Annotated in this window: 21 protein-coding genes; 4 read left to right on the top strand and 17 right to left on the bottom strand. The window is 67.0% G+C overall.

What is annotated here, in order from left to right; all coding sequences use genetic code 11:
• Positions 1 to 54 precede the first annotated feature (54 nt).
• The 7 genes from pelG to RBR52_RS00560 are packed head-to-tail and all read right to left on the bottom strand — an operon-like array spanning position 55 to position 13,269.
• Positions 55 to 1,425, bottom strand: a complete 1,371-nt coding sequence (pelG, locus tag RBR52_RS00530; RefSeq protein ID WP_320375222.1) for an exopolysaccharide Pel transporter PelG — start codon at positions 1,423 to 1,425, stop codon at positions 55 to 57.
• 2 nt (positions 1,426 to 1,427) lie between these two features.
• The gene (gene pelF, locus RBR52_RS00535) at positions 1,428 to 3,281 is read right to left on the bottom strand and encodes a GT4 family glycosyltransferase PelF (RefSeq protein WP_320375223.1); all 1,854 of its coding nucleotides are present in this window, start codon (positions 3,279 to 3,281) and stop codon (positions 1,428 to 1,430) included.
• Positions 3,282 to 3,298: 17 nt separating this feature from the next.
• Complete coding sequence (locus RBR52_RS00540; RefSeq protein ID WP_320375224.1) at positions 3,299 to 4,447, bottom strand: hypothetical protein; 1,149 nt, start codon at positions 4,445 to 4,447, stop codon at positions 3,299 to 3,301.
• Positions 4,444 to 5,919, bottom strand: coding sequence for a hypothetical protein (locus RBR52_RS00545; protein WP_320375225.1), 1,476 nt, complete (start codon positions 5,917 to 5,919; stop codon positions 4,444 to 4,446). The genes RBR52_RS00540 and RBR52_RS00545 overlap by 4 nt, the downstream gene beginning before the upstream one ends.
• A gap of 22 nt (positions 5,920 to 5,941) precedes the next feature.
• Entirely contained in the window at positions 5,942 to 6,526 is a 585-nt protein-coding gene (locus RBR52_RS00550; protein ID WP_320375226.1) for a penicillin-binding protein activator LpoB, read from the bottom strand.
• Positions 6,527 to 6,563: 37 nt separating this feature from the next.
• Entirely contained in the window at positions 6,564 to 10,319 is a 3,756-nt protein-coding gene (locus tag RBR52_RS00555) for a tetratricopeptide repeat protein (protein ID WP_320375227.1), read from the bottom strand.
• Positions 10,320 to 10,350: 31 nt separating this feature from the next.
• Positions 10,351 to 13,269 carry a bifunctional glycoside hydrolase 114/ polysaccharide deacetylase family protein gene (locus RBR52_RS00560; RefSeq protein WP_320375228.1) on the bottom strand — a complete coding sequence of 973 codons (2,919 nt, stop codon included), beginning with the start codon at positions 13,267 to 13,269 and terminating at the stop codon, positions 10,351 to 10,353.
• A gap of 187 nt (positions 13,270 to 13,456) precedes the next feature.
• On the opposite strand from RBR52_RS00560, the gene RBR52_RS00565 reads away from it, so the two are divergent.
• Complete coding sequence (locus RBR52_RS00565; RefSeq protein ID WP_413818273.1) at positions 13,457 to 14,365, top strand: TatD family hydrolase; 909 nt, start codon at positions 13,457 to 13,459, stop codon at positions 14,363 to 14,365.
• A gap of 60 nt (positions 14,366 to 14,425) precedes the next feature.
• Entirely contained in the window at positions 14,426 to 16,408 is a 1,983-nt protein-coding gene (htpG, locus tag RBR52_RS00570) for a molecular chaperone HtpG (protein ID WP_320375230.1), read from the top strand.
• Positions 16,409 to 16,432: 24 nt separating this feature from the next.
• Here htpG and RBR52_RS00575 read toward each other — a convergent pair whose 3' ends face one another.
• The 6 genes from RBR52_RS00575 to rpsP all read right to left on the bottom strand — a co-directional run bounded on the left by RBR52_RS00575 (position 16,433) and on the right by rpsP (position 20,467).
• Positions 16,433 to 17,416 carry a CobD/CbiB family protein gene (locus tag RBR52_RS00575; protein ID WP_320375231.1) on the bottom strand — a complete coding sequence of 328 codons (984 nt, stop codon included), beginning with the start codon at positions 17,414 to 17,416 and terminating at the stop codon, positions 16,433 to 16,435.
• 9 nt (positions 17,417 to 17,425) lie between these two features.
• Positions 17,426 to 18,139, bottom strand: a complete 714-nt coding sequence (locus RBR52_RS00580; RefSeq protein ID WP_320375232.1) for a CoA pyrophosphatase — start codon at positions 18,137 to 18,139, stop codon at positions 17,426 to 17,428.
• Positions 18,140 to 18,231: 92 nt separating this feature from the next.
• Complete coding sequence (gene rplS / locus RBR52_RS00585; protein ID WP_320375233.1) at positions 18,232 to 18,663, bottom strand: 50S ribosomal protein L19; 432 nt, start codon at positions 18,661 to 18,663, stop codon at positions 18,232 to 18,234.
• A gap of 110 nt (positions 18,664 to 18,773) precedes the next feature.
• On the bottom strand, positions 18,774 to 19,538 hold the full coding sequence (gene trmD, locus RBR52_RS00590; RefSeq protein WP_320375430.1) for a tRNA (guanosine(37)-N1)-methyltransferase TrmD: 765 nt from the start codon (positions 19,536 to 19,538) through the stop codon (positions 18,774 to 18,776).
• Between the two features lie 22 nt (positions 19,539 to 19,560).
• The gene (gene rimM / locus RBR52_RS00595; RefSeq protein ID WP_320375234.1) at positions 19,561 to 20,103 is read right to left on the bottom strand and encodes a ribosome maturation factor RimM; all 543 of its coding nucleotides are present in this window, start codon (positions 20,101 to 20,103) and stop codon (positions 19,561 to 19,563) included.
• A gap of 91 nt (positions 20,104 to 20,194) precedes the next feature.
• On the bottom strand, positions 20,195 to 20,467 hold the full coding sequence (gene rpsP / locus RBR52_RS00600; protein WP_320375235.1) for a 30S ribosomal protein S16: 273 nt from the start codon (positions 20,465 to 20,467) through the stop codon (positions 20,195 to 20,197).
• Positions 20,468 to 20,744: 277 nt separating this feature from the next.
• Between rpsP and RBR52_RS00605 the strand changes: the two genes are divergently transcribed.
• On the top strand, positions 20,745 to 21,272 hold the full coding sequence (locus RBR52_RS00605) for an N-acetyltransferase family protein (protein WP_320375236.1): 528 nt from the start codon (positions 20,745 to 20,747) through the stop codon (positions 21,270 to 21,272).
• Positions 21,273 to 21,279: 7 nt separating this feature from the next.
• Positions 21,280 to 21,708 carry a TM2 domain-containing protein gene (locus tag RBR52_RS00610; protein WP_320375237.1) on the top strand — a complete coding sequence of 143 codons (429 nt, stop codon included), beginning with the start codon at positions 21,280 to 21,282 and terminating at the stop codon, positions 21,706 to 21,708.
• A 17-nt stretch (positions 21,709 to 21,725) separates the two neighbouring features.
• Here the strand turns inward: RBR52_RS00610 and folK are convergent, their stop codons facing one another.
• The 4 genes from folK to hda are packed head-to-tail and all read right to left on the bottom strand — an operon-like array spanning position 21,726 to position 25,171.
• Positions 21,726 to 22,232, bottom strand: a complete 507-nt coding sequence (folK, locus tag RBR52_RS00615; RefSeq protein ID WP_320375238.1) for a 2-amino-4-hydroxy-6-hydroxymethyldihydropteridine diphosphokinase — start codon at positions 22,230 to 22,232, stop codon at positions 21,726 to 21,728.
• 6 nt (positions 22,233 to 22,238) lie between these two features.
• A complete protein-coding gene (gene pcnB / locus RBR52_RS00620) occupies positions 22,239 to 23,672 on the bottom strand; it encodes a polynucleotide adenylyltransferase PcnB (protein ID WP_320375239.1) in 1,434 nt (477 codons plus the stop codon).
• A gap of 46 nt (positions 23,673 to 23,718) precedes the next feature.
• Positions 23,719 to 24,390 carry an HAD family hydrolase gene (locus tag RBR52_RS00625; protein WP_320375240.1) on the bottom strand — a complete coding sequence of 224 codons (672 nt, stop codon included), beginning with the start codon at positions 24,388 to 24,390 and terminating at the stop codon, positions 23,719 to 23,721.
• Positions 24,391 to 24,418: 28 nt separating this feature from the next.
• Entirely contained in the window at positions 24,419 to 25,171 is a 753-nt protein-coding gene (gene hda, locus RBR52_RS00630) for a DnaA regulatory inactivator Hda (protein WP_320375241.1), read from the bottom strand.
• Between the last annotated feature and the right edge of the window lie 3 nt (positions 25,172 to 25,174).

Below are 25,174 nucleotides of genomic sequence, written 5' to 3' on the forward strand. Positions count from 1 at the left end.
TTGATGAGCAAACTCTAGTCGCAAAACAGGCGCTTTGCAGCAAACCCGGCAGACTCACTGCAGCATGAAGGTCTGATATTCCAGCTTGCGAAACAGGCGCTGCAGCAACATCATGCCCAGCATCAGCGTGATGAGCAGGGCCACGCCGAAGCCGTAGCCGAAAAAGGCCGGGCCGAGATCGATGGAAAGCAGGCTCAGCGCTAAGTTCAGCACCGTCAGCGTGGCGGTGATGATCACCACATCGCGTCTGCGGTCGAGGTAATAGAACACGTTGAGCACGGCCAGCAGCATCACCTGGAAGCTTGCCGCCACGGCCTGCACCAGAAACAGCGGGATGTAGAGGCTGCTGATGCCGATCCAGCCAAACAACGCTGGCACGAAGGTATAGACCGCCAGCAGGGTGAGCGCCTGGACCTTGAGGATTTGATACAGCCCCTCGCGCACCACGCCCTGCATGCCGTCGTGATAGCGGGCGATGTCCTGCAGCGCGCCGCCTTCGCGCACGGCGGTGTAGAACTTGTCGTACCACTCGACGAAATCGGTCTCGAACTTCACCAGAAAAATGCCCATGCCCGGAATGACGCACAGATAGGCGAGAAACACCGGCAGGTCGTAGATGGTCGAGGCGCGCAGCGGCCCGATGACCGCGTTGGACGTGCCGGGGGTGAACCAGAACGTGAGCTTGTCCGCCCACACGCCCAGGTTGTAGAGCACGCCGCCGGCAATGAGCGAGAGATACATCTGCCGCGGACGAAAGCAGGCCAGGCTGATGGGGCGCTGCACCGGAAAATTGCGCAGCACCAGCCACAGCATCAGCACCCACATGACGAACTGTCCGCCGAGAAAACCCAGCAGCAGACCGTCGAGCCCTCCCGGGCGGGCGAGATACGACAGCAGCACCGACAGGCCATAGCCCAGCGCGTAAAGGCCGACGATGGCGCGATACTGCTTCAGGCCCGAGAGGAACACGGTGGTGATCCACAGATTCGACAGCAGGGTGAGCCCCGCGACGATGAGCACCCGGTACAGATTGCTCACGCCATCGAAGCCCAGCAGCGCCACCAGCCAGCCCAGCGCGCCGCTGACGGCCGTGGTCGCCAGCACCACGCCGAAATAGGCCGGGGCGATGTCTTGCTTGCGCTTCTCGAACAAGCGGTCGGCAACCCAACGGGTGAACCCGAGTTGCAGCCCGCCGGTGAGAATGAGCGAACTCATGATGAGATAGGTCACCGTGACTTGGAACTGGGTGATGAGCGTATCGGGGATGACCACGCCGAGAGACAGCACGCCCACCGCGATGAGGCCGATGATGGAAAACACCCACGGCCCGGAACTGATGATCGAGGCGTAGGTATAGGCGCGCAGTAGCCCGAGGTAAGACTCGGAGCGCAGCAGCTTGCGCAGCTCGAAACCGATGCCGGCCATGGTTATGGGGCCCCCACGTTCGGGCTGCGCCCTCTCTGCCCTTGCAGGGCGCGGCCTTGCTCCAAGCAAGGCCCCTTCGTGCCGTCCAGTCTGGCGCAGGCCAGACTGGAGCCGCGGCACTCAGCCCCGAGGGGGCCATCCCCACCCCGGCCCTCCCCACCCGTGGGGAGGGAGTGATCGCTCCTCCCCCACTGCGTGGGGGAGGTTGGGAGGGGGAGCTGCCCGCCTTGAGGCGGCTCACCCGGCGGCGGCTCGCCGCGCAGCCAGGTGGCAACCGCGCCGACCTCATCGATCAGACCCGCGGCGCGCGCGGCGCTGCGCTGCAGGGCGTCGTCGTAGACGGCGCGGTAGTTGTCGAACATCATCGGCTGGGTGTAGTAGCGCTCCACGCGGGCGATGCCCGCAGCGCTGGCGGCGCGCCAGAGGTCGGTGTCGCCCAGCAGTTCGGCGCAGGCTTCGCCCAGCGCCTGCGCGTCGGCGATGCCGACCACGGCGCCGGAGGCGCCCAGCGCTTCGTCTTCCGCTCCCAGGCCATAGATGAGCTGACGGCAAGAGCCCACGTCGGTGGTTACCGCGGGCACGCCGCCGGCATAGCCTTCGAGCAGCACCAGCGGCAGCGCCTCGCTGATGGACGACAGCACCACCAGCCCGATCCTGGGCATCAGTTCGGTGAGCCTCTGGAAGCCGAGGAATTTCAGCGTGTCGCCCAGTTGCAGGCTGGCGGCGAGTTCACGGCACTCGCGCGCGTACTCGGGGTTTTCGTCCTCAGGCCCGGCGATCCAGCCTTCGAGCCCCGGCAGGCGGTTGCTGGCCACGCGCACGGCGCGGATGAAGGTCTTGATGTCCTTGATCGGCACCACCCGGCCGATGAGGCACATCACCTGCGGCGGCTCGGGCGGGCGCAGCGCGCGGGTCGAGGCAAAGGGCGGCACGTTGATGCCGTTGGCAATGCAGCAGGTGGTGATGGGGTTGGCGCCGTCGGCGATCTGTCGCTGGCGGTTGGCCTCGTACAGCGCGATGACCGGATCGGCGGCGTCGTAACACATGCGGCCCAGCGATTCGAACAGCCGGATCCAGAGCTGGCGGAAATAGCCTGCTTCGCCCGCGGTGCGTTCCAGCACCGGGGTGTTGTCGCTGATCCAGTTGGCCGAGAACAGGTCGATGCGCCTTTCCTTGGTGTAGATGCCGTGCTCCGACAGCACCAGCGGCTTGTCGTGAAGCCGTGCGAGCACCGCGCCCAGATACCCGGCATACCCGGTGGAGACGGTGTGATAGACCCGGGCGCGCGGCAGCTCGCGGGCCAGGGTGGCGAGCGTCCAGATGGGGGTGTGCATGGTGCGCACCGTCCAGAAGTAATCGACGAAGGACGGATCGGTGCAGCGCAGTTGGTATTGCTCGGTGAGATAGGCCCACGACTGGTGCGAGTGCAGGAAGTAGTGCAGATCGAGCTTGTGCTGCATGGCTTGCAGGGTTTGCCGCAGCACTTCGGCGCGGCTGGCGGCGTCCTTGCCGTCGCGGATCAGGTCGTGCAGGTTTTCGACCAGTTCGGCCGTCGCGGCGTCGCCGCGCTCTTCGCGGGCGGGCGGCAGCACGGCGTCGCTGAACAGGTAGTGATGCGTGAGTCCGACCACATTGGGCGGCATCTGATAGCGCGGTTTGCCATAGTCTTCCTCGCGCGAGCCGAGAAACACCAGATGAAAGCGCAGATGCGGAAAACCGCTGACGATCTGGTGCACCCAGCTCGACACCCCGCCCGAGACATAGGGGTAGGTGCCTTCGAGCAGCAGCATGACGTCGATCTCGGCGGGGGCTTCGCGGCCCTCGGGCTGGGTGTCGGTGAAGTCGGGTTGTGTCATGGTGGAGATTCGGGGAATCAACCCAACAGCAGGCGGTCGGCATCGCTCAGCGGCGCGGGCATGGGCGCGGGCTCGGCAGGACGCGGCGCACTGCCTGGGCGCTGCACCGCGGGCGCGTCGGAAATCACCGGTTCGCTTCGCGGCGCAGCCGCAGTCTGCCACACCCGCACCACCGGGCGCAGCCGGGGCGCGACCTGCAGCGCGCCCAGCGGCTGCAGCACCTTGGCGATCTGGCCGAATTGCCGCAGATTCCACTCCAGCTCGGCGGCGTAAGGGCGCCACAGCGTCGGACTGGCACCTTCTGCGCCGAGATGTTCGAGCACCCCGCGGGCGGCTTCGGTCTTGCCCGCGGCCAGCGACAGGCGCAGGAACATCATCTGCAAGCCGGTGTCCTGCGGCAGCGCGTCGCGGGCGAGGGTGCAGTAGTGCAAGGCCTGCTGCAGGGCGAAGTCGCGCAGGTCGCCCTGCGCCAGGCCCTGATAGATGAACTCCATCTGCATTTCGGCCACGCGCTGCGCCGAGCGTGCCAGCGCTGCTCCATGGTCTGCGGCGTGGCGCGTCGCCTCGAATTCGCGCAGCGCGTCCTGCAGGCTGTCGGTCAGCCGCTGCTCCCAGGTGTTGCTGATGCCGTAGGCGAGCAGGCGGATTTCCTCGTCGGGGTCGGACAGCAGCTTGCGCAGCACCGGCAGCGCCATGCGCGGCGACATGTCGCGCAGCGCCAGCACGGCGCGAATGCGCTGCGCCTGCGGCTGGCTCTGGTCGCGGGCGATGCGGGCGGTCTGGCCCGCGGGCAGGTCGCGGCGCCGGTCGTCGTCGATGTGCGAGACGGCGAACACCTGCAGCGCCGGCGCCTCGCGCAGGTGGTCGGTGGCCTGATGGCGCATCGGCAGCCATTGCGCCAGCCGCGCCGCGATCAGTAGCCCGAATACGCCCACGATGGGGAAGAACAGCGCCAGCAGCGTCAACAGACTGAGCGACAACCGTTTTGGGCGGCGCAGATCGGTGGGCAGCAGCGTCCACAGCAGCAGCCCGACGAGCACGGATGCAGTGCCATGCACCGCCCAGAACAGCAGCAGATCCACGTCGCTGCGGCTGACCAGCAGCCAGGCCGCCACCGTCTCCAGCAGGACGACGACCGAGCCGAGCTTGTAGAACAACGGGTTCATGACTCCCTCGGGCTTGCGGCGGCGCTGCCCAGCAGGCGGCGCAGTTCCAGGAAGCCGGGGGCGCCAGAGACTTCGACAAAGTCCAGATCGAAGGCCTGATCGGGGCGCTGGTTGCTGCGGTCGAGAATCTGCCCCAGCAGGCTCACCATGTCGCGGCGGTAATTCGCCAGGCCGGCGGAACTCAGCAGCGGCAGCAGCACCACCAGCGCAGGTTTGCCGCCCCGGCCCTTGAGGGTCCAGGTGGAGCTCTCCACCGGCTGCAGGCCGGCGAACTCGGCCAGCACGTCGTCGCTGACCCGGCCTTGCCCGCTCCAGATGGCGCAATAGCTGTGCAGCCTGAAGTTCCGCCCCAGTTCGCTGAGCTGCGCCCATTCCTGTTGCAGGCTGATGGGCGCCTGCGGCCAGGCCGAACGCATGTCTTCCACGCCGAGTTCGAGCTGGCTGAAATCGAGGTAGGAGGCGCACAGCACCTGCAGGCGCTGCAGATTGTTTTCCTCGAACGACATGAAGGGCATGGTGTGCACCGCCAGCAGGGCATCGACCTCGTCGTATTCGTCCAGCCGCAGCGGCGCGGCGAACACCCAGGGGTGATCGTCGCCGGTTTCGGCCAGATGAGCCTGGGCGATGTGCACCGCCTGATGCGTTTCCAGAATGCGGTCGATCAAGACCTCTGCGGGATCGAGCGTGGGCAGGTTCTGGCCCAGGGAGGCGGCCAGCCGCCATTGCAAGCCCTGCGGGCCGGTCTCGCGCACAAAGATGCCGGCCTCGACCAGACGGCACGACTGGCTGAGCAACTGCAGGAAGGCGCGCGGGTCCGGCAGCGGGGCGGGCGTGGGCAGGCCGGGCGTGGCTGCGGGGGCGGGCAGCGCCGGGCGATCGCCCTGCAAGGTGAAGGTGCGGCGCAGATCGAGCAGGGCGTCGCGCAGGGTCATGGGGCGGTCGGTCAGCTCCTGCTCCAGCGTGGAAAGCGCCTCCTTGACGACGAACAGGCGGCGCTTGGTGCGCTCCAGCCTTGCCGTGAGATCCTTGACCCGTTCGCGGTGCAGCACCTGCCGGTTGCGGAAGGCCGCGCCGAATTCGCCCAGGATCAGGGTCATCAGCATGCCGCCGAGAAAGAACTCCGCCGGAAATGCCGCGGCAGGCGCGGTGGCGAGCAGCAGGGGCGAGAACTTCCAGAACGTCGCGTAGAACGCCACGCCGAACAGCCCGTACCCCGCGCCATAGCGCACCGCGATGAGCCAGGGGCCGAACCAGGCCCAGGAAAAACCGGCATGGATGCCCAGCGGATCGTCGGGCCTGAGTCTCCACCCCAGCCACAGCACCAGCACCGGCAGCAGGACGGCCTCGAACAGCGCCATCCCCCGGCCCGACTGAGTGTTCGGGCGCCAGTAGCGCAGCCACCCCCAGCGCCTGCGCGCCGACTCCCCGCGCATGCGGCGGCTGACGCGAGTGGAGAGGTTGCCCAGTTTCATGTCGTGATCCGCGCCGTCCGAATCAGGGCTTGGCGACGGGCTTGGCGGCCGCTGCGGTCACGCGGATGCCGCGCAGCAGCGCTTCGATCTGCGACTGCCCCACCGCAGCCAGCGCCTGATAGCCCCAGCCCGAGCGCCCGCCGCTGGCGCTCCACACCACCTCGCCCGTGGGCACATCGGTGACCTGCAGGGTGATGCCCACCGCGGGCTCGCTGTCCACGCCGGTCTTGTAGCGCCACTCGGTGACCGTGCCGCTGAGCGCATAGCGCGCGCCTTGCTGTTTCGCCCAGGCCAGCGCCTGCGCGGAAGTCACTGCGGACTCGGCTTGAAGCGGGTTGTCGGCAGGTTTGTGCGGATAGACCACCACGTCGCGCAAGCCCTTTTGCTGCAGCAGCGAGACGGTGATCGCCTGCGCCCTGCGCTCGACCCGCGGCACATCGGTGGCATTGTTCAGCGGCAGCACGGCGAACCGGGCGTTGGCCGGCACGGAAAGCGACTGCCCCGGCAGGGCGGTGACGGCGCAGCCCGCGAGCAGCACCACGGCGGACGCGGCCAGGCCGAGCGCGGCGCGGCGGGTGGATGAGTATGTAGTGGGGGATGGGGACATGGAACTCTCCTGCTTCATCGGGGTGAAAAGAATGCGGTCATCGACCGAACCACAGACGGTACTGCAGACTCCACTGCCGGTTCAGCCCCGAGGTGTTCTGCTGGCGCTGGTAGCTCAAGGACAGTTGATCCGGCCCGAACAGCGGGCCGTGGATGCCCAGATACAGGTTGTTGGTCATCCCCAAGCGGCGTGATTGCAGCACATCGACCTCGGCATACGGCAGCCAGCGGCGGGTGTAGGTGTCGCTGTGCGCCGTGTTGAATCCGAATCCCAGGCCATAGACATCGTCTCCCGCCGGGATGAAAAACGCCGCATGGGGCGCAATGCCATCCGGGGTCAGCCCGGCATAGTCGGGCAGCGGCGGCCCGGCATCGGCGCTGAAGCGGTTGGAATAACCCAGCAGCTTGACACTCAGATCGGGTTCGCTGCGGCGCAACCACAGCCCCAGCTCGAACTGGGTGCTGGCGCCATGCCCCAGCGGGTTGCCGCGGCGGGTGTCATACGACATGACCGCGGTGCTCACATTGGCCCATACCCGGCCGAAATCGCGCGACAGGCGCAGCCTCACCCGGTCGCGGCCACCGGCGATCTGCAGCGGGCCGGACTCGTCGGCCACGGCGTTGTGCTCGGCGTCGATCTGCGCCCGCACCTGGCCTGGAAGCTGCGTGCTGCCCTCGATGCGCCAGCCGTTGAGGGTGCCCACGGCGGTGTTGTGCGTCAGCGCACCGTCGATCTGCGAACGCTCGTCCTGCCATTGCAGGCCGATCTGCGCATCGTTCCAGGTGGACGGCACGCCCGTGAGCGCCGCGGTGTCGTTGCTGTGCATCGCCTGCCGGCTGGCCTGCGCCTGCAGCCGCCATGCGCCTCCGAGTTGCAAGGACAGCCGCAGCACCGGCCCCTGGCGGATCACGTTGTCGATCTGGCGATGTTCCAGCGTGACCGTGGCGCGGTGCGCCAGCGCGAGCTGCTGCTCGGCGGTCTGCCGCGCCAGCGCCTGCAGCGCGGGGTTGTCCTGACCGCGCTCGGCGGCGGTCTCCAGCACCTGCTCGGCGGTGGCCAGCGCTTGCAGCGGTTTGCCCGCGATGCGCTCGGCCTCGGGCCGGTCCTGCGGCAGCAGGTGGCGGGCGGCGCCCTGGTCGAGCAGGCGGCGCACCGCCTCGCGGTTTCCATCGCGCAAGGCCATTTGCAGCTCGATGGATTGCCGCGCCGCCGGCGTGAGCACGCGCCGCGCCAGCCACCAGCGGGCGGCCGAATTCGTGTCCAGCCGCAGCAGCCAGTCGGCGATGGCGGCGTTGGCCTGCAGGGTTTGCGGGGCGCTCAGATCGCCGCTGCGCAGCCTGTCGCGCAACGACCCGAGCAAGGCTTGCTGGCCAGCCCCATCGAGCCGGTCGTGACTCAATCGCAGGCGGGCCAGCAGCGCATTCAGCTCCTGGTCGGTGGTTTTGCCCGGGGCTTGTCGGGGCGGGGCGGCGGATTGTTGCAGCAGCGCCCACGACTGATCGTAGGCCGCGCGCGCGCGGCGGCTGTCGCCGGCCTGCGCCAGCAGATCGCCGTAGTTGAGCAGCCAGAGCGCGTCGGTCTTTCTGCGGGGGTAGAGCTTTTGCGCGTAGCGCACGGCGGCGGCGTTGTCGCCCAGGGTTTGGGCGGCGGCGGCAAGCACGTCCAGGCCTTCGGTCAGGTCTTGCAGGCTGCGGCTGTAGAGCACCACGTCGTGCCGCAGCGCGTCCAGCCGGTTGGCGTCGATCAGCATCCACAGCAGGGCGATCTGGTTGTCGGTGTTGCCGGGCGCAAGGCGCAGCGCCTGGTGCAGATCGGCCAGCGCCAAGTCGGTGCGGCCCAGCGCGCGCCAGACCTGCGCGCGGGCGGCGTACATCTCGGGTTGCCGGCGCAGCGGCGCGCCTTCCTGGCTGTCGAGTACCACGCGCTCCCACTCGGCGATGCCCGGTGCGCTGGGCTGACGCACCAGCGCTTGCAGCCAGAGCAGCGCCAGCGCCGGCGACGGCGCCCGTGCCCAGGCCTGCGGCAGCAGACGCAGCGCGGCGGCGTCGCCCTGCGATTTTTGCGTCAGGATGAGCAAGCGCTGAAGCTGGTAGGGCTTGATCAAGTCGCGCAGTCTCGGGTTGTTCCAGATGCTGCCGTAGGCGCTGTAAGCGCTGCGCGATTCGCCCATGTCCCAGGCGATGTCGCCGAGCAGCCCCTGGTGCGCAGCGAGCAGGGCCGGACTGTCGCAGGGCGTGGGCTCGGTTTTGGCGTTGCCATCGGTGATCGCGGCACCAGTCTGCGGCTGGCGACAGGGAATGTGACTTCTCAGATTCTGCGTTTGTTCGAGCATCTGCCGGGCCTGCTCGAACTGCCCGTTCTGCAGCAGGGCGATGGCGTAGTCGATACTGCCGCGCAGCGTGAGCGCGCCGCGCTCCAGCGCCTCGGCGTAGGTCGCCAGCGAGGCGTCCACCTCGCCCATATTGCCCAGCAACCAGGCCAGCGATGTCAGCACCTCGGGGTGTTTCACCGCCGCCTGGCGCAGAATGCGCACGGCCTTGTCGGGATGGCCGCGCACTTCGAGCGCCTGCGCGTATTGCAGCCACTCGTCGGCGGTCAGCTCGGTGTGCGCGGCGCGCTGCTCCCAGTAGACATCCATGCCGTGACTGGAATACAGCGCCAGCGCCAGCCGGTGCAGCTCGTCGAGCGCATGGCGGCTGAACTGCGCGCGCAGCAGGGCGATCCACTGCTGCATGGCGGCGTCGGGCTGGCCGCTCCATTCCAGCACCTGCGCGCGGCGCTCGGCCCAGGTTCGGCTTGTCGGCTCGGTCGAGAGCGCCGCATCGGCGATGTGCACCGCGCCGCGCAGATCGCCACCGCCCAGCAGCACTTGCCAGGCCAGTTCGCGTTGCGCCGGGGCAAGGGTCTTGCCCAACGCGGCGGCGGGTTGATCGAGGTCGATCGCCTTGCGCAGCCAGTCGGCGGCCGCGGCGGGCCGATCGGCGCCCAGCGCCAGCCGCACCATGAACCAAGCCATCTGCGGCGCCACCGCGCCTTGGCCGAGCGCCGCAGCGGTCTGGCGATAGGCCAGTTGCGGATCGCCGGATGCCAGCAGAGCGCGGGCGGCCTGGAGGATGAGTTGCTGGCGCTCGGCCTCGGTCACCCGGGTCCTGGCGGTAGCGAACAAGACCTGCGCGGCCAGTTTTTCGGCGTGCACGCCCACGAGCAGGCGTGCGGCTTGCTCTGCGGCGGAGGGCGGCAGCGGCAGGAAACGGGTCACCAGGCCGGCGAGCCGCTGCACGGCCTGCGGCTCGTCCAGCCCTTGCAGCAGCACCAGGGTGTCGCGCCACTCGGTGAAGCTGGCAGGCTGGATGCGCTGCAGCAAGGCGGTGAGGGCTTGCCGCGCCTGCTCGGCCTTGTCGGCCTGACCCAGTGCGCGGGCGTCGAACCAGCGGGCCTTCCAGATTTGCAGCCGCAGAGCGTCGGCGGCAGGGGTGTGCACCGAGCGCAGCGCATCCAGCGCCTGCTCGGTTTTGCCAATGTGCACATAGCGTTGCGCGAGCATCAGGCGAAGGTCGATGTGGCTGCCGCGCAGATCGACGAGGTGGCGCAGATAGTCGATGGCCAGCGCGTCGTCGGTGCTGGTGGCCAGCAGGCGCATGAGGTTCTGCCCCGGATAGACCAGCGCCAGCGCGCCAACGCACAGCAGCCCCAGACCCAGCACCACGCCGCGCGGAAACAGGCGGCTGCGCTGCGGATCGTCGGGAGAGATATGCAGCGGGTCACGGGTGGCGGGGCGGGTTTTTTCCGGCATCGAGGCAGATTGTCGATCAGCGCGCGGTCGCTCAGGCTCGTTTCAGCGTGAGATCGACGGTGGCGCCACTGCTGCTGACCCGCACCCCTGCGGCCGCTTGCTCGACCCTCGCACCTTGGGCCGCCTGCACGCGCCACCCCGAGGGCAGGTCAAACAGCGCTTCGACGGGCAGATGCCCTTGCAGGCTGATCTGTACGCTGCGGTCGTTCTGCACGGCCCAGCGGGTGACGTCGGCATTGGCCTCGATCAGACGAGGCTGGGATGGCGCAGAGGGCTGGCCGGCCGTCTGGCTGCGCAGCACCGCCTGCCCGGCGCTGGCGTGCAGATAGCGCTGCTGCCCGTGTTCGTTCCAGCCGACGAGGTTCCGGCAGCGCTCCAGCGCGGGCGCGGGCGCGCCGACGGGCTGCGTCCACTGGCGCATTTCCGCCCCGCTGCGCAGGCGCCAGCCGCCGGCCAGCAGCCGCGCCACCGTGGCTTGCCGCCAGTCGTTGACGCTGCGGAAGTATTGATGGCCGAAGATGGCGTGCGTGGGCTGCCTGAGCACCCACTGGTACACGGTGTGCAGACTCTTGGCGCCCGCCGCCTTGGTGACGATGTAGGGGTGGTAGTAGAGGTCGATGGGCTTGATGCGGCGCGGAGAGTCGGTCATCCGGTAGCTCTCGATCACGCGCTCGAAGCCGAAATACGGGCCGGTCCAGTTGTGCGTGAAGTCTTCCTCGTTCGACTGCGCCGCATACACCTGGAAATACCGCCCCTTGGGGATGCCCATCGGCCAGATGTTCGACAGCGTGGGTTGGGACTTGCTGATCGGCGCGCCGCCGCCGTTGATATTGCCCAGACCGGTTTCGTAGGCCATGGCCACGGCTTCATTGGGCGGGTTGCAGTCGCCCGGCCACAAAATCATGTTGCACTTTTTGCCAGGTGGAGCGAGTTTCTGGTCGATGTATTCGGCGGCGCCCACCACATTGCTTCGGGTGCTGAAGGTGTAATTGGGCAGCGGCAGGTAAAAGCCGTAGGGATAGGCCTTGCTCGGCTTGCCCAGGCTATGGGTCTTGCTCGCTTCGACCCAGTTGAACGGGTGGCTCCAGGTATGGCTGCCGACCTCGACCCAGGGCAGGGCGTACATGCGCCTGGCCCATTTCTGCGACTGATCGGCCAGTTTGGGATACAGCCCTTCATGGCTGATTTCGCCGATGATGACCGAGCCGAGCGTGGGCACCTGGTATTTTTCGAGAAACTCGCGCACCAGCACCTCGCAGGCCAGCGGCGAACCGGGCTGGTCGCAGGCATTGGGCCAGCCGTCGCCGTCGAAATGCACGAAAAACACGCGGCGCCCGGTGCGGGTGGCCACATCGGGCATGGGGTCGGCGCCCACGCGCAGCGCGGCGCGAAAAAACTCGATCGGCGGGGTGGCCCAGCGCGTGCCGGCATTGCCCGGCAGATTGAACACGCCGAACGGCCCCAGCGCGTAGCCACCCCAGGGGGTGATGGCCGCGCCGTCCATGACTTGTCCGTCGGCGCCGGTGGCGCGCAGCCAGACCTGCGCCCCAGACCCGGCGGCGATGGCCGTGGAATCCTCCGGGCTGACCAGGGGGATGACTTCGCCATTGGGCGTGCCGGGCTGGCGCTGCACCCGGATGGGCGCCGCCAGCGGCCCGTCGCCCACTTTCGCGCCGAGTTCGGTCAGCACGTCGAAATCGGCGTAGCCCAGCACGGCCACGGGAACGCCTTCCTTCTTTGCACGCTTGAGCAGGGCGCGGATGTCCGCAGGCACCTTGCCGTCATCGGGATAGAGCACGATGGCGGCGTAGCGCCCCGCCAGCGGCTCGGTGATGGCAGGGGCGCCGACATAGCGGTATTCGGGCACGAGGCCGAGATATTCGAGCGGCATGGCGCCATAGAGGTGCGCGCTCTGCGCCTGCAACTCGGGGCTGTCGCCCTGCTCGCAGGAATGCAGCAGCAGCACGCGGCGCGGCACCAGCTCGACCGTGCCCACGCCCAGGCTTTCCAGCGTGGGGTCGGCCACCCAGGGAATCAGGCCGTGCGCGGCGATTTGCTGCGCCGTCTGTCGGGCGGCAGCTCGGTCTTGCGGGGCGCAGTAGTCGATGGCGACACAGGGCAGATTGAACCGGCTGCGCATTTCGCCAAAGCGGGCGAGCAGCCATTCGCGGTCGCTGGCCTTGACTTCGACATAGGCGGATTGGCCCTGATTCCAGCCGCGATACAGCGATTCGGCGGTCACGGCCAGAATGCTTGGCGCCAGCGTCGCATCGACCAGTTCGAAGCCGCGGTTGAGCATCAGGCGGATGCCGGGAAACGCGGCGACCAGACTGCGCAGCGTTTCCGCCAGCGCCTGCGCCTGTTGCTGTTGCGCGGCCGGGGTCTTGGCCAGCAGTTGGTAGGAGTCGAGGGTGTCGAGAAAAAAGGCGCGGAAACCGGCGTCCCACAGTGGCTTGACGATGCGCTCGCGCAGGAATGGCGGCCAGCCGGCGGCAGTCTGGTCGATCACGCGCGAACCCCAGGCGGCGTTCGACGCGGGCAGCCAGGCCTTGGGCATGTCGGCAAAGTAGGGGCGCTCGGGGGTGACCTCGCCGACCGAGACATACGCCAGCGCCAGGGTGTGCGGGCCGAGCGCCTGGACCATGTTTTTGTCTTGCGCCAGAGCATGCTGCGGTTCGAGCACGACCCAGTCGAAAGCGCGCAGATCGTCCACCGGAATGCGTGCGCCGTAGTAAAAAGCGACGGCGGGCGGCAGGGTGGGGTCAGCCGCGCCTTGCAGGCAGTCGGGACAATTTCCGCAGGTGCAGGCGAAGGTTGCGGGGGCGCTCTGCGCCAGGGCCGGGCCGGCCATGGCGCCGAGCAGGCCGAAACCCAGCAGACTGGTGCGCCCCAAGGGGTTGGTCAGCAGTCGGCTCTGCGCAAGCGATTGGAGGAATTGGCGGCGATGCATGATGAATTTCCGGAAAGGGCGCAGACGGCCGGTGCAACCATCAGGGTGAACCTTTCCGCGAATGATGCGAGTGATATCGGGGATTTTCCGTGAATTTTTGCGGCACTTTTTCGGTTGTCATCAGCACGGAGCGCGATATTGTGATTTTTTACACTGAATGCCTATGCCCAGAGGCGGGATGATGACCATGCAGACTGTGCAGACCCCAGAATGGATCGACACCCACGCGCATCTCGATGCCGCCGAGTTTGGGGGGCAGGGGCCGCGTGTGGCGGCACAGGCACGCCGGGTGGGAGTCGTGGGCGGGGTGATTCCGGCCGTGGCGCGCGAGAATTTCGATACGGTGCGCGATCTTGCGCGCGCCTGCGGCTGGGCCTACGCCCTGGGCATCCACCCGCTCTACGTCGACCGGGCGCAGGATGCCGATCTGCAGGCGTTGCGCCGCAGCGTGGAGGAGGCGATGTCCGACCCGCGCTTTGTCGGTCTGGGTGAGATCGGGCTGGATTTTTTCGTCCCCGGACTCGATCGCGAAAAACAGCAGCGCTTCTATCAGGCGCAGTTGCGCATCGCCCGCGATTTCGCTCTGCCGGTGATCCTGCATGTCCGCAAGTCACAGGACGCCTTGCTGGCCGGTCTGCGCCGCGCGGGTTTCGCAGCGGGGCGGCCTGCGGGCATCGCCCACGCCTTCAACGGCAGCCCGCAGCAGGCGCACGGCTTCGTCGATCTGGGTTTTGCTCTTGGGTTCGGCGGCGCCATGACTTTCGAGCGTGCGCTTAACATTCGCCGTCTGGCAGCCGAGGTTCCCGAGACCGCGCCGGTGCTCGAAACCGACGCGCCCGACATGCCGCCCGTCTGGCTCTACCGCCCCCGCGAGACGCAGACCGACGCGCCCCTCGTGCCCAACTCGCCCGAGCAGTTGCCGCGCATCGCGCAGACCCTGGCCGAGCTGCGCGGCTGGTCGCTGGAGCACACCGCCCGGCAGACCACGGCCAATGCCCTGCGCGCCTTGCCGCGCCTGGCTGTCGCGTTGAGCATCGATACCCGCGCCGCGGCTGCGACGGCGGGCGACGGGCCTGATCCGCTGCAGGGGACTTGATTTTCAACGCGCCGGCCGTATTTACCGACAGGTTTTTTGTTTTCTTTTTCCGCACGCACCATGAGCACTGAACAAGCCAATTCCGCCCCCGCCCCCGCCCCCGCCCCCGCCGCCGCGCATACCCACGCCTTCCAGGCCGAAGTGCGGCAACTGCTGCATCTGGTCACCCATTCGCTGTATTCCAACCGCGACATCTTTTTGCGCGAGCTGATTTCCAACGCCTCCGACGCCTGTGACAAGCTGCGCTTTCAGGCCATCGACGACCCGGCGCTGATGGAGGGGGATGCCGATCTGCGCATCCGCATCGCGGTGGACGCCGAGCAGCGCACGCTGACTATCAGCGACAACGGCATCGGCATGAGCCTGGAGGAGGCCGTCGAACACCTGGGCACCATCGCCAAGTCGGGCACGCGCGAGTTCATGCAAAAGCTCGGCGAGCAGCAAAAGCCCGATGCGGCGCTGATCGGCCAGTTTGGCGTGGGCTTCTACTCCGGCTTCATGGTGGCCGATCGCATCACCGTGGAATCGCGCAAGGCCGGAATGAAGGCGGATGAAGGCGTGCGCTGGGTGTCCGACGGCACCGGCGAGTTCACGGTGGAAACCATCACCCGCGCCAAGCGCGGCACCGATGTCATTGTGCACCTGCGCGCCGATGCGCAGGACACGCCGCACGAAGACAAGATCGACAAATACCTGCGGGTGTGGACGCTCAAGGACCTGATCGGCAAATACTCCGACCACATCTCCCTGCCCATCGAAATGCGCAAGGAAAAGTGGGATGCCGAGCAGAGCAAATACGTCGCCACCGACGAGTGGGAGCAGATCAACAGCGCCGCCGCGCTGTGGACTCGCAGCAAGTCCGACATCACCGAGGAACAGTACATCGAGTTCTACAAGCAGATCAGCGGCGACGGCAACCCGCCGCTGCGCTGGACGCACAACCGCGTCGAGGGCCGCAGCGAATACACCCAGTTGCTCTACATCCCGTCCAAGGCGCCGTTCGACTTGTGGGACCGGCAGCAAAAAGCCGGGGTCAAGCTGTATGTCAGGCGCGTGTTCATCACCGATGACGCCGAAAGCCTGATGCCCACCTATCTGCGCTTCGTGCGCGGGGTGATCGACAGCGCCGATCTGCCGCTGAACGTGTCGCGCGAAATGTTGCAGGAAAGCCGCGACGTGCGCGCCATCCGCGAAGGTTCGGTCAAGCGCGTGCTGTCCATGCTCGAAGACCTGGCGGGCAGCGAAGACACGGCCGAGCGCGACAAATACGCCGCATTCTGGAGAGAGTTCGGCGCGGTGCTGAAAGAGGGTTTCGGCGAGGATTTGGGCAACCGCGAGCGTCTGGCCAGGCTGTTGCGCGCGGCCTCCACGCACAACGAAGACGATACGCCGAGCGTGTCGCTGGCCGACTATGTGGCGCGAATGAAAGAGGGCCAGAAAGCCATCTACTACATTACCGCCGAGACGCCGAAAATCGCCCGCTCCAGCCCGCAGCTCGAGGTCTTCCGCAAGAAGGGTATCGAGGTGCTGCTGCTCACCGACCGGGTGGACGAATGGATGCTCGGTTTTCTCCATGAGTTCGACGGCAAGCCGCTGCAATCGGTGGCGCGCGGCGCGGTCGATCTCAGCGACATCAAGGGCGCAGACGACAAGGCCGACGAGACGCAGGACGACAAGGCGCAGTCAGCCGATCATCAGGCCTTGATCGACCGCTTCAAGCAGGCGCTGGGCGAGCGGGTGAAGGAAGTGCGCATTTCCAAGCGGCTGGTCGATTCCCCGGCCTGTCTGGTCGCCACCGACGATGGCATGAGCGCGCATCTGGCGCGCCTGCTCAAGCAGGCCGGGCGTGATGAGGTTCCCGCCGCCCAACCGGTGCTGGAGATCAATCCGTTGCATGCGCTGGTCAAGCGCGTGGCGGCTGACGAGGCGCATGCCGACGATCTGGCCCAGGTGGTGTTCGATCAGGCGCTGCTGGCCGAAGGCGGCCAGCTCGACGATCCGGCAGCCTATGTGCGCCGCGTGAATGCGCTGTTGGCAGGTTGAGCGACGGGTTGGTCAACGGGTTGGTCAACTCACCCAGCTCACCACGCTGAGCATGGCCAGCAGCAGCATCCACAGCAGCACCGAGCGCCACACCAGCCCGACCACATTGCGCAAATGTGCGGGCTGGGGAATGGCGCCGGGCATCGCGGCAGTCTGTCCACCCGGGCCCCCCAGCCCCGGTTCGCCGCGTTCGCTCTCCTGCGTCCAGCCCGGCTCGGTGGGGGCGGCGGGCGCGGCGGCAGCGGTCGCGCCCAGACGTATGCCCACCGCACCGGCGGCAGAGGCCAGCATCACCCCGGTGTTGTGGTTGGCCCAGAGCTGCGAGTAGCCGCGCCAGACATCGATGGCATCCTCGAAGTTGCCGACGATGGCATAACCGATGGCCGTCAGGCGGGCGGGCACCCAGTCGAGCAGGTCGAAGGCCTTTTGCGCGAAGCTGCGCAGCGCGGGGCTGGCTTCGCTGTCGGCTTGACTCCATTTGCCTGCGACATAGTCGCTCAGGCGATACAGCACGGCCCCCGCCGGGCCGATGGGCAGAATGAACCAGAAGAACACGCCCAGCACATAACGCTGCACCGACACCAGAGCATGTTCGATGGTCTGCTGGGTGACGTCGCTGGCGCTCATGTCCACGGTGTCGAGCGCTTTCCACTGCTTGAGCAGGCTGCGGGCGGCGGCGTTGTCGTTGTGATTGAGCGCGTCCTGAATGTCGGTGAAATAGTGGCTGAACTGGCGAAAGCCGAGGGTGAAATACAGCACGGCCACGTTCCACGCCAGCGCCAGCAGCAGGCTGTAGTGCAGGGCGACGAGGTAGATCGCCAGCGTGATCAGGGCAGGCGCCAATACGGCGATGAACCAGGCGGCGACGCCGTGGTGCGGACGTCCGGCATCGAAGTTGCGCGCGGCCACATCGGCCAGACTCTGGCGCAGCCGGTACACGGCGCTGCCGCGTCCCAACGGCTTGAGTTGCTCGATGAGCAGGGCGATCAGAACGGAGAGAAAGGCCATGCATCTATCCTACGCAATCAGCAAGCGGTACAGATTGCGCAGCATCGCAGCCGTCGCCCCCCAGATGACGTAGCGCTGCCCATTGGCGACGTAGGGCATGACCAGAAAGCGGCGGCGCAGGGCAGGGGGATTGAGCGCCACGTCGTTGCCCGGCCTCCACTCCCGATGTTCGTGATGACCAGGGTCCATCAGAAACGCCAGTGGCACTTCGAAGACCTCGCTGACCTCGCCGGGTTGCGGCTGCAGGTTCTCAGCCGCGGGAATGAGCGCCACCACCGGCGTGACGGCATAGCGCGAGGCGGTGCAGTACAGCGGCAGCGTGCCGAGCACCTCGGCGCCAGCCGGGCGCAGACCGATTTCCTCATGCGCCTCGCGCAGCGCGGTGGCGGCGGGGTGAATGTCCTGGCGGTCGCAGCGTCCGCCGGGGAAGCTGATCTGCCCGGCATGTTCGTGCAGGTGGAGGTTGCGCCGGGTCAGCAGCACCTGCATGCCCTGCGGCCGCGGCACCAGGGCAATGAGCACGGCGGCGCCGCGCAGCGCCGCCTGGGTGCTCAGCCGCAGCGAGTCTTCAAACAGCTCGGGCGTCCATGCGGTGGGCGATGCAAAGCGTTTTCGCAGCCAATCCGGAGCTAGCCTTGCCGCCGGTACGGCAGGCAGCACCTCATCGCGTCCGATCAGCTCGGCGCTTTCGGGATCGATGGGGGCGAGGCGTAGCGTGGACACGTTTGAGGCAGAAAACAAAAAAGCCGACGTGCGATGCAAGTCGGCTTCGGCGGTGATGCGGCCGGGCCGGTATGGCCCGAGTGACCCGCGTATCAGGCGGATGCAGTGGCTTCAGTGGCTTTGGTGGCTTGCGTTGCGTTGGCCTGAGGCGTGGCAGCCGACTTGAACACCAGCTTTTCCTTGATGCGCGCCGATTTGCCGGAGCGATCACGCAGGTAGTACAGCTTGGCGCGGCGCACATCGCCGCGACGCTTGACTTCGATCGACGCGATCTGCGGCGAATACAACTGGAAGGTGCGCTCCACGCCTTCGCCCGCCGAAATCTTGCGCACGATGAAGCTGGAATTCAGCCCGCGGTTGCGCTTGGCGATCACCACGCCTTCATAGGCCTGGTTGCGTTTGCGGTTGCCTTCGACCACCTTGACCGACACGACGACGGTGTCGCCCGGATTGAACTGGGGAAGGGTTTTGCCGGCACTGACGCGGGCGATTTCTTCCTGCTCCAGGGTTGCGATCAGATTCATTTGAGGCTCTCCAATGATCTTGCCGTGCCGGTGTTGGAAAGGTGGGTTTGCCTGATTTACCACGTCTGCACTTCTCAAGCAGAAAACCAGGCGGTCGGGCCAGCAGAGGATCAAACCGAAGAAGTATAACCCAAGGTCTGCAGAAAACGCAGGTCGTTCTGGCTCAAGAGACCGCCGGCCCGCATCTGCGCGATCAGCTCGGGGCGGCGCTGCAGCGTCAGCCGCAAGGACTGCTCCCTGCGCCACCGGGCGATGCGGGCATGGTCGCCGCTGAGCAGGGCTGCGGGCACGCTCAGGCCCTGATAGTTTTCGGGCCGGGTGTAATGCGGGCAGTCGAGCAGTCCATTGGAAAAACTGTCCTGCTGCGCGGAGTCGGCGCTGCCCAGCACGCCCGGCAGCAATCGGCAGACGGCGTCGAGCAGCGCCAGCGCGGCAATCTCACCGCCTGAAAGCACGAAGTCGCCCAGGCTGATCTCGGCATGAACCCGACGGTCGATCAGGCGTTGATCCACTCCTTCATACCGGGCGCAAATCAGGGTGGCGCCGTCCGATCGAGCCAGGTCTTCGACGAGTCGCTGGTCGATGCGCCGCCCGGTGGGCGAAAACAGCCAGACTGGAGCTTCTGGGCTCGAAGCATGGCGCCGGTCGTCGGCAATGGCATCGAGCGTGCGTTCGAGCGGTTCGGCCAGCATGACCATGCCGGGGCCGCCGCCGTAGGGCCGGTCATCGATGGTGCGGTGCGCATCGGTGGTGAAATCGCGCGGGTTCCAGCAATGCAATTGCATCTGTCCCGAGTCGAAGGCGCGGCGCGATACGCCGTGGTGTTTCAGCGGCTCGAAGTAAGCCGGAAACAGGCTGATGACGTCAAAGCGCAGCGAGTCAGTGGGCTGTTTCACCTTAGTCGTAGCTGGCGTCCCACAGGGCGATGATGATCTTCGCAGGCAGATCGACCGAGGCGATGTAGGCATCGACGAAGGGAATCAGTCGTTCGCGCGGTTTGGCGTCCAGGCTGGTCTGCGCAATCTGCACGCGCAAAATCGCATGGGCGGCGCTTTCCATCAACCCGGTCACGCGTCCGAGATCGGCGCCTTCGGGCGTGCGCACTTCGCAGCCGATCAGGTCGGCCCAATAGAACTCGCCCTCGTCGGGCGCAGGGAAGTCGGCACGCCGTACGGCAATTCTCCGACCTCGCAGCGCCTCGGCGTCGTTGCGGTCTTGCAGGCCATCGAACAGCGCGACCAGGGCGCTGCCATGACGCCGCACCAGGCGCACTGCAAAGGGCGCGGGTTCATGTTCAAAACCCGGGCGGCTGAGCCACCAGGTTCTGGACTTGAGCAGGGCTGTTGCTTGCGGGGCATCCGGGGCGACCTTCACCCAGCCGCGCACGCCCCAGGCGTCGAGGACATGACCGACGAGGTAGAGATCGTCAGGAACCGTCACGGATGGGGACGAATGCAAGCAAAAGGCACAAGTAAAAAGCGGGACGACCTTTCAGCCGACCCGCAGTGGGCAAGGCGGTCAGTCTGAGCGCTCAGACCGCAGCTTGCGCGGCGTTCTGGGCGTTTTTCTGCGCGGTCTTCACCAGACGCTGCACGGTGGGCGAAACCTGCGCACCCACGCCCGTCCAGTGATTCAGACGCTCGGTGGCGATGTGCAGAGGCACTTCGGCGCCGCGGGCGACCGGGTTGTAATAACCCAGGCGCTCGATGTAGCGGCCGTCACGACGGCTGCGCGAATCGGTGGCGACGATGTGGTAGAAGGGGTGTGCCTTGGCGCCGGCACGGGTCAGACGGATCACAACCATTTTGCTTCCTTGTCAAAAAAATGAGGGCCAGCGAGGCAATCGCGGCCCCAGTGTTTGGGCGTCGCCTGGGTCAGGCCCCGGCAATCAACTGGGCTCAAGCCTTTTTCAGGGGGTTGGGCCAGTCGCCCATACCGGTGTTACGGGCGCCGGAACCATCCGGAACTCTCACTTGTCACTGACTGGCAGGCACCGAACAGGAATTGCCTTGAAAAAAGGCGAACGCGGCTCTCGAATAAACTGCTCATTATAAACACGGCCCTTTCGGATATTGCACCCCATGCCTGAATTCACGATTCGCGCTGCCGTCGCGGCAGATGTGCCCGCCATCACCGGCATCTATCGTCACCATGTCCTGCACGGCACGGGCACCTTCGAAACCCAGGCGCCTGACGAGGCCGAGATGCGGCGCCGTCTGCAGGAAGTGCAGTCGCGCGGGCTGCCCTGGCTGGTCGCCGTGCGTGGCCAGGAGATCATCGGATATGCCTATGCCAACTGGTTCCGCTCGCGCGAGGCGTTTCGCTTCACGGTGGAAGACTCCATCTACATCGCCCCGAACGGTTTGCGCCAGGGCGTCGGCGGGCGGCTGCTCGATGCCCTGATCGACGCCTGCACTCAAAGCGGGGCGCGGCAGATGCTCGCTGTGATCGGCGACTCCGCTAACGCCGGCTCCATCGGCGTGCACCGGGCACGCGGCTTTGAGGAAATCGGGCGTATGCCCGCGGTCGGCTGGAAATTCGATCGCTGGCTCGACGTGGTGTTCATGCAACGCGCGCTGGGCGCCGGCGCAGAAACCGCCCCTGTCTGATCCGGCCATGACTGCTCAGACCCCGTTCAAGAACAGATTCACCGCCGCCTTGCTGGCCCTGTTGACCGGCGTGTTCGGCGGCCACCGCTTTTACCTGCGCGGCTTGCAAGACCCCTGGGCCTGGCTGCATGGCCCGCTGTTTTTGCTGGGTTTGCTGGGGGTGTGGCGCTTCGTCGCACAAGGCCTGGGTGATCGGCTGACCTGGACCTTGCTGGCGGTTTTTGTCGCCGTGGTGATCGCCGTGGTGGTGCAGACCCTGGTGATCGGCCTCACCTCGGATGCGAATTGGGACGCGCGCTGGAACGCGGGCGCCGGTCGTCAAAGCGCGAATGGCTGGGGGCCGGTGCTGATCGTGATCTTTGCGCTGTTCATGGGCGTCGGTTCGCTGACGGGTGGATTGGCCTATGTGTTGCAGCGCTTCTTTGGCGGCAGTTGAGTCGGCCTCGATTCAACTCACAGCGGCCCGAGCTTTTCGATTGCCTGTCCTTCGGCGATGCGCTGTTCGGCCAGATCGGCCACGGGTACGCCGTCGATGCGGCCAGCCGGCCAGATTTCGGCAAGCGGGGCCAGCACGAAGGCGCGTTGGGCCATGCGTGGATGGGGCAGGGTCAAGCGTTCGCTCTGGCGCTTCAGGCTGCCGTAGAGCAGGAGGTCGAGGTCGAGGGTGCGCGGGGCGTTGATCTCGCCGCTGCGGCGCTGGCGGCCCATGTCGGATTCGATGCGCAACAGGGCGTCGAGCAAGGCCTCGGGCGACAGGGCGGTGCGCGCCAGAATGACGGCGTTCCAGTAGTCGGGGCCGCTGGCGTGTTGCGGGGCGGTGCGGTAGAGGCTGGAGCGGGCGGCTATGCGCGTCAGCGGCAAGGCCTCGACGGCCTGCACTGCGGCGCGCAGGGTGGCTGCGCCATCGCCCAGATTGGCGCCAAGGGCGATGAAGGCTTCGACGTCGTCGGCGCAGGACATGCCGATTTACTCGGTGCTGTTGCTGACGGCGTCGGCGTCGCCGCCTTCAGACGGCTTTTTGCGCCGCCGTCGTCGCCGGGGCTTGCCTGCAGCGCTGGATTGCGGCGCCGAGGCGAGCATCTCGGCGCGGCCTTCGGCATCGGCGAACTGGAACGCTTCCCACCATTGCGCCAGTTCCGGCTCGGCCAGGCCGCTGCGGGCGCGCAGGCTGAGAAAGTCGTAGGCGGCGCGAAACCGGGGGTGCGCGATCAGGCTGTTGGCATAGCGCGGGGTGCGGCGCTCGAAGCGCGATTGCAGCGACCAGATTTCGCGCATGTCGGTGGCGATACGGCGCTGGATGGCCAGGCGCTCGGCCTGCGCCGCCAGCACCTCGTCGGCGGCCTGGTCGAGCGCCATGAGGGGGGCGACGCCTTCGGCCAGCAGGGCGTTCCAGCGCTGTTCCACGTCGTGCCACAACAGGCAGGCGAAGAGAAAGCTGGGGCTGGCGGTCTTGCCCTCACCGATGCGCTGGTCGGTGTCTTGCAGCGCATTCATGATGAAGCGCTCGCCCTCGGGTTTTTCCAGCACGGGGTCGAGCAACGGCAGCAGACCGTGGTGTAGACCCAGGCGGCGGAGTTGCTGCAGCGAGGCGACGGCGTGGCCGGTCTGCAGCAGCTTGATGGTCTCGTCGAACAGCCGGGCAGCAGGCACATTGGCCAGCAGATCGGCGCTGGAGGCGATGGGCGCGAGCGTGGCAGGGTCGATGTCGAAGCCCAGTTTGGCGGCGAAGCGGGCGATGCGCAGCATGCGCACCGGGTCTTCGCGGTAGCGCGCGGCGGGGTCGCCGATCATGCGCAGGCGGCGCTCCTTCAGGTCTTTCATGCCCCTGTGATAGTCGACCACCACGTCGCGGATCGGGTCGTAGTACAGGGCGTTGACGGTGAAGTCGCGGCGTTCGGCATCGTCGTCGAGCGTGCCCCAGACGTTGTCACGCAGCACGCGGCCGCTGCTGTCCACCGCCAGCGTCTTGTCGGCCAGGGCGCGGCGCGAGGTGCGTTCGTTGCCGTCTACCGACTCGGCGGCCTGCGCATCGTGCAGCGCGCGATAGGTGGAGACTTCGATGATGTCGCGGCCATACATGACGTGCACGATGCGAAAGCGTCGGCCGATGATGAAGGCGCGCTTGAACAGCGGCTTGACCTGCTCGGGCGTGGCATTGGTGGCGACGTCGAAGTCCTTGGGCTTCAGGCCCAGCAGCAGGTCGCGCACCGCGCCGCCGACGATATAGGCCTGGAAACCGGCCTGCTGCAGCGTTTGCACCGTGTTGCGGGCGTTGGCGGAAATGCGGTTGGCGTCGATCTGGTGCTGGGCGCGCGGCAGGTCGCGGCGCTGGCCGCGGCGCTGCGGGGCGTCGTCGCCCTTGTTGGCAGTGAAAAGGCGGTTGATGAATTTGCGGATCATGTATCCCCCTCGGGGGGAAACGGGCGTAGCAAGTTAAGAGGCTGTTTCATCTTAGCAACTGGAGTGTGGGCCAGCCCTTTTCCTGGGCGACGGCGGCCAGCAGGGGGTCGGGATGGACGACCACGGGGTGGGTGGCATGTTCGAGCAGGGGGCGGTCGTTGATCGAGTCGCTGTAGAACCAGATCTGATCGAAGTCGCCCCAGCCCAGGCCCTGCGCGGCCAGCCATTGCTCGGTGCGCACGATCTTGCCTTCGCGGAACGAGGGCGTGCCCACCCAGTTGCCGGTGTAGCGGCCCTGGCCGTCGCGTTCGAGTTCGACGCCGATGAGGTGTTCGACGCCGAAGGCGTCGGCGATGGGGCGGGTGACGAAGGTGTTGGTCGCGGTGACGATGCAGCACAGGTCGCCCTCGGCCTTGTGGCGCTCGACCAGCCGCTGCGCGGCGGGCTGCATCTGCGGCAATACCACGTCGCGCATGAAGCCCGCATGCGCGGTGTGCAGCTCGCCTGGGTCGCGCCCGGCGATGGGCTGCAGGGCGAAGCGCAGATACGCGGCCAGATCGAGCGTGCCCGCCTTGTACTGGCGATAGAACGCTTCGTTCTGCCGCCGGTGCTGCTCGGCATCGACCCAGCCCAGTTCGGCGACGTATTGGCCGAAGGCGTGGTCGGAATCGAAGGGGATCAGGGTGTTGTCGAGATCGAACAGGGCGAGCTTGCGCATGGGGGAGAGGGCAGGTTCGGTAACGCTTTCAGCCGCAAATCGATTCGGGCGTCGTGCGCGCCAGTTGCGGCTGTTCGGCCAGCAGCGATTTGAGCAGAGGCACGGTGGCCGGGCGCCGGGCAGACAGAGCATAGCGGTCGAGCGCGGCCATCAGCACGGCCAGGCGCGACAGGTCACGGCTGAGATGGGTCAGCATGTAGTGCAGCAATTCGGGGCTGAGGCTGTACCCGCGCTCGTGTGCCAGGCGCTGCAGCACGCGCTCGCGCACGGCATCGTCGGGCGCGGTCAGACGCAGCGCCAGCCCCCAGCCCAGGCGGGTGCGCAGGTCGGCCCGCAGCAGCAGCGCCGCGGGCGCGGCGTTGCCGCAGGCGAGAAAGGCAAGCTCGGCAGTGCGGGCGGCGTTGTACAGCCCGAACAGCCAGTCCTGCTGCCAGTCGGCAAGCTGCTGCGCATCGTCCACCGCCAGCAGGCCGCCGGGCTGCTGCGCGAGCAGGTCGTTGACATCCGGCCAGGCCGAGGCCGGGGTTTGCGGCGTGAGCAGCAGGGCCCAGCGTTCCTGCTTGCGCAGGGCATCGCAGGCGGCCCAGAGCAGATGGCTTTTGCCGCTGCCGGTCTCGCCCCAAAGGTAGAGCGCGGTGTGGCGGCGTTGCTGCAACAGATCGCGCAGGGCCTGCAGCGCCAGGACGTTGCCGGGCAGGTCGCCGGGGTCGAAATTCTCCAGGCTGCGTTCGTCCCGCCATTGCAGCGGCAGAATCTGCTGACGCGCGATTGTCTCGCTCATGGG

The organism is Thiomonas sp. (assembly GCF_034007205.1).
Taxonomy (GTDB): domain Bacteria; phylum Pseudomonadota; class Gammaproteobacteria; order Burkholderiales; family Burkholderiaceae_C; genus Thiomonas.

Bases quoted from the DNA above. Each gene is read 5' to 3' on its own strand.
- pelG (WP_320375222.1), bottom strand. From the start codon at position 1,425: ATGGCCGGCATCGGTTTCGAGCTGCGCAAGCTGCTGCGCTCCGAGTCT.
- pelF (WP_320375223.1), bottom strand. From the start codon at position 3,281: ATGACACAACCCGACTTCACCGACACCCAGCCCGAGGGCCGCGAAGCC.
- RBR52_RS00540 (WP_320375224.1), bottom strand. From the start codon at position 4,447: ATGAACCCGTTGTTCTACAAGCTCGGCTCGGTCGTCGTCCTGCTGGAG.
- RBR52_RS00545 (WP_320375225.1), bottom strand. From the start codon at position 5,919: ATGAAACTGGGCAACCTCTCCACTCGCGTCAGCCGCCGCATGCGCGGG.
- RBR52_RS00550 (WP_320375226.1), bottom strand. From the start codon at position 6,526: ATGTCCCCATCCCCCACTACATACTCATCCACCCGCCGCGCCGCGCTC.
- RBR52_RS00555 (WP_320375227.1), bottom strand. From the start codon at position 10,319: ATGCCGGAAAAAACCCGCCCCGCCACCCGTGACCCGCTGCATATCTCT.
- RBR52_RS00560 (WP_320375228.1), bottom strand. From the start codon at position 13,269: ATGCATCGCCGCCAATTCCTCCAATCGCTTGCGCAGAGCCGACTGCTG.
- RBR52_RS00565 (WP_413818273.1), top strand. From the start codon at position 13,457: ATGCAGACTGTGCAGACCCCAGAATGGATCGACACCCACGCGCATCTC.
- htpG (WP_320375230.1), top strand. From the start codon at position 14,426: ATGAGCACTGAACAAGCCAATTCCGCCCCCGCCCCCGCCCCCGCCCCC.
- RBR52_RS00575 (WP_320375231.1), bottom strand. From the start codon at position 17,416: ATGGCCTTTCTCTCCGTTCTGATCGCCCTGCTCATCGAGCAACTCAAG.
- rplS (WP_320375233.1), bottom strand. From the start codon at position 18,663: ATGAATCTGATCGCAACCCTGGAGCAGGAAGAAATCGCCCGCGTCAGT.
- rpsP (WP_320375235.1), bottom strand. From the start codon at position 20,467: ATGGTTGTGATCCGTCTGACCCGTGCCGGCGCCAAGGCACACCCCTTC.
- RBR52_RS00605 (WP_320375236.1), top strand. From the start codon at position 20,745: ATGCCTGAATTCACGATTCGCGCTGCCGTCGCGGCAGATGTGCCCGCC.
- RBR52_RS00610 (WP_320375237.1), top strand. From the start codon at position 21,280: ATGACTGCTCAGACCCCGTTCAAGAACAGATTCACCGCCGCCTTGCTG.
- folK (WP_320375238.1), bottom strand. From the start codon at position 22,232: ATGTCCTGCGCCGACGACGTCGAAGCCTTCATCGCCCTTGGCGCCAAT.
- pcnB (WP_320375239.1), bottom strand. From the start codon at position 23,672: ATGATCCGCAAATTCATCAACCGCCTTTTCACTGCCAACAAGGGCGAC.
- RBR52_RS00625 (WP_320375240.1), bottom strand. From the start codon at position 24,390: ATGCGCAAGCTCGCCCTGTTCGATCTCGACAACACCCTGATCCCCTTC.
- hda (WP_320375241.1), bottom strand. From the start codon at position 25,171: ATGAGCGAGACAATCGCGCGTCAGCAGATTCTGCCGCTGCAATGGCGG.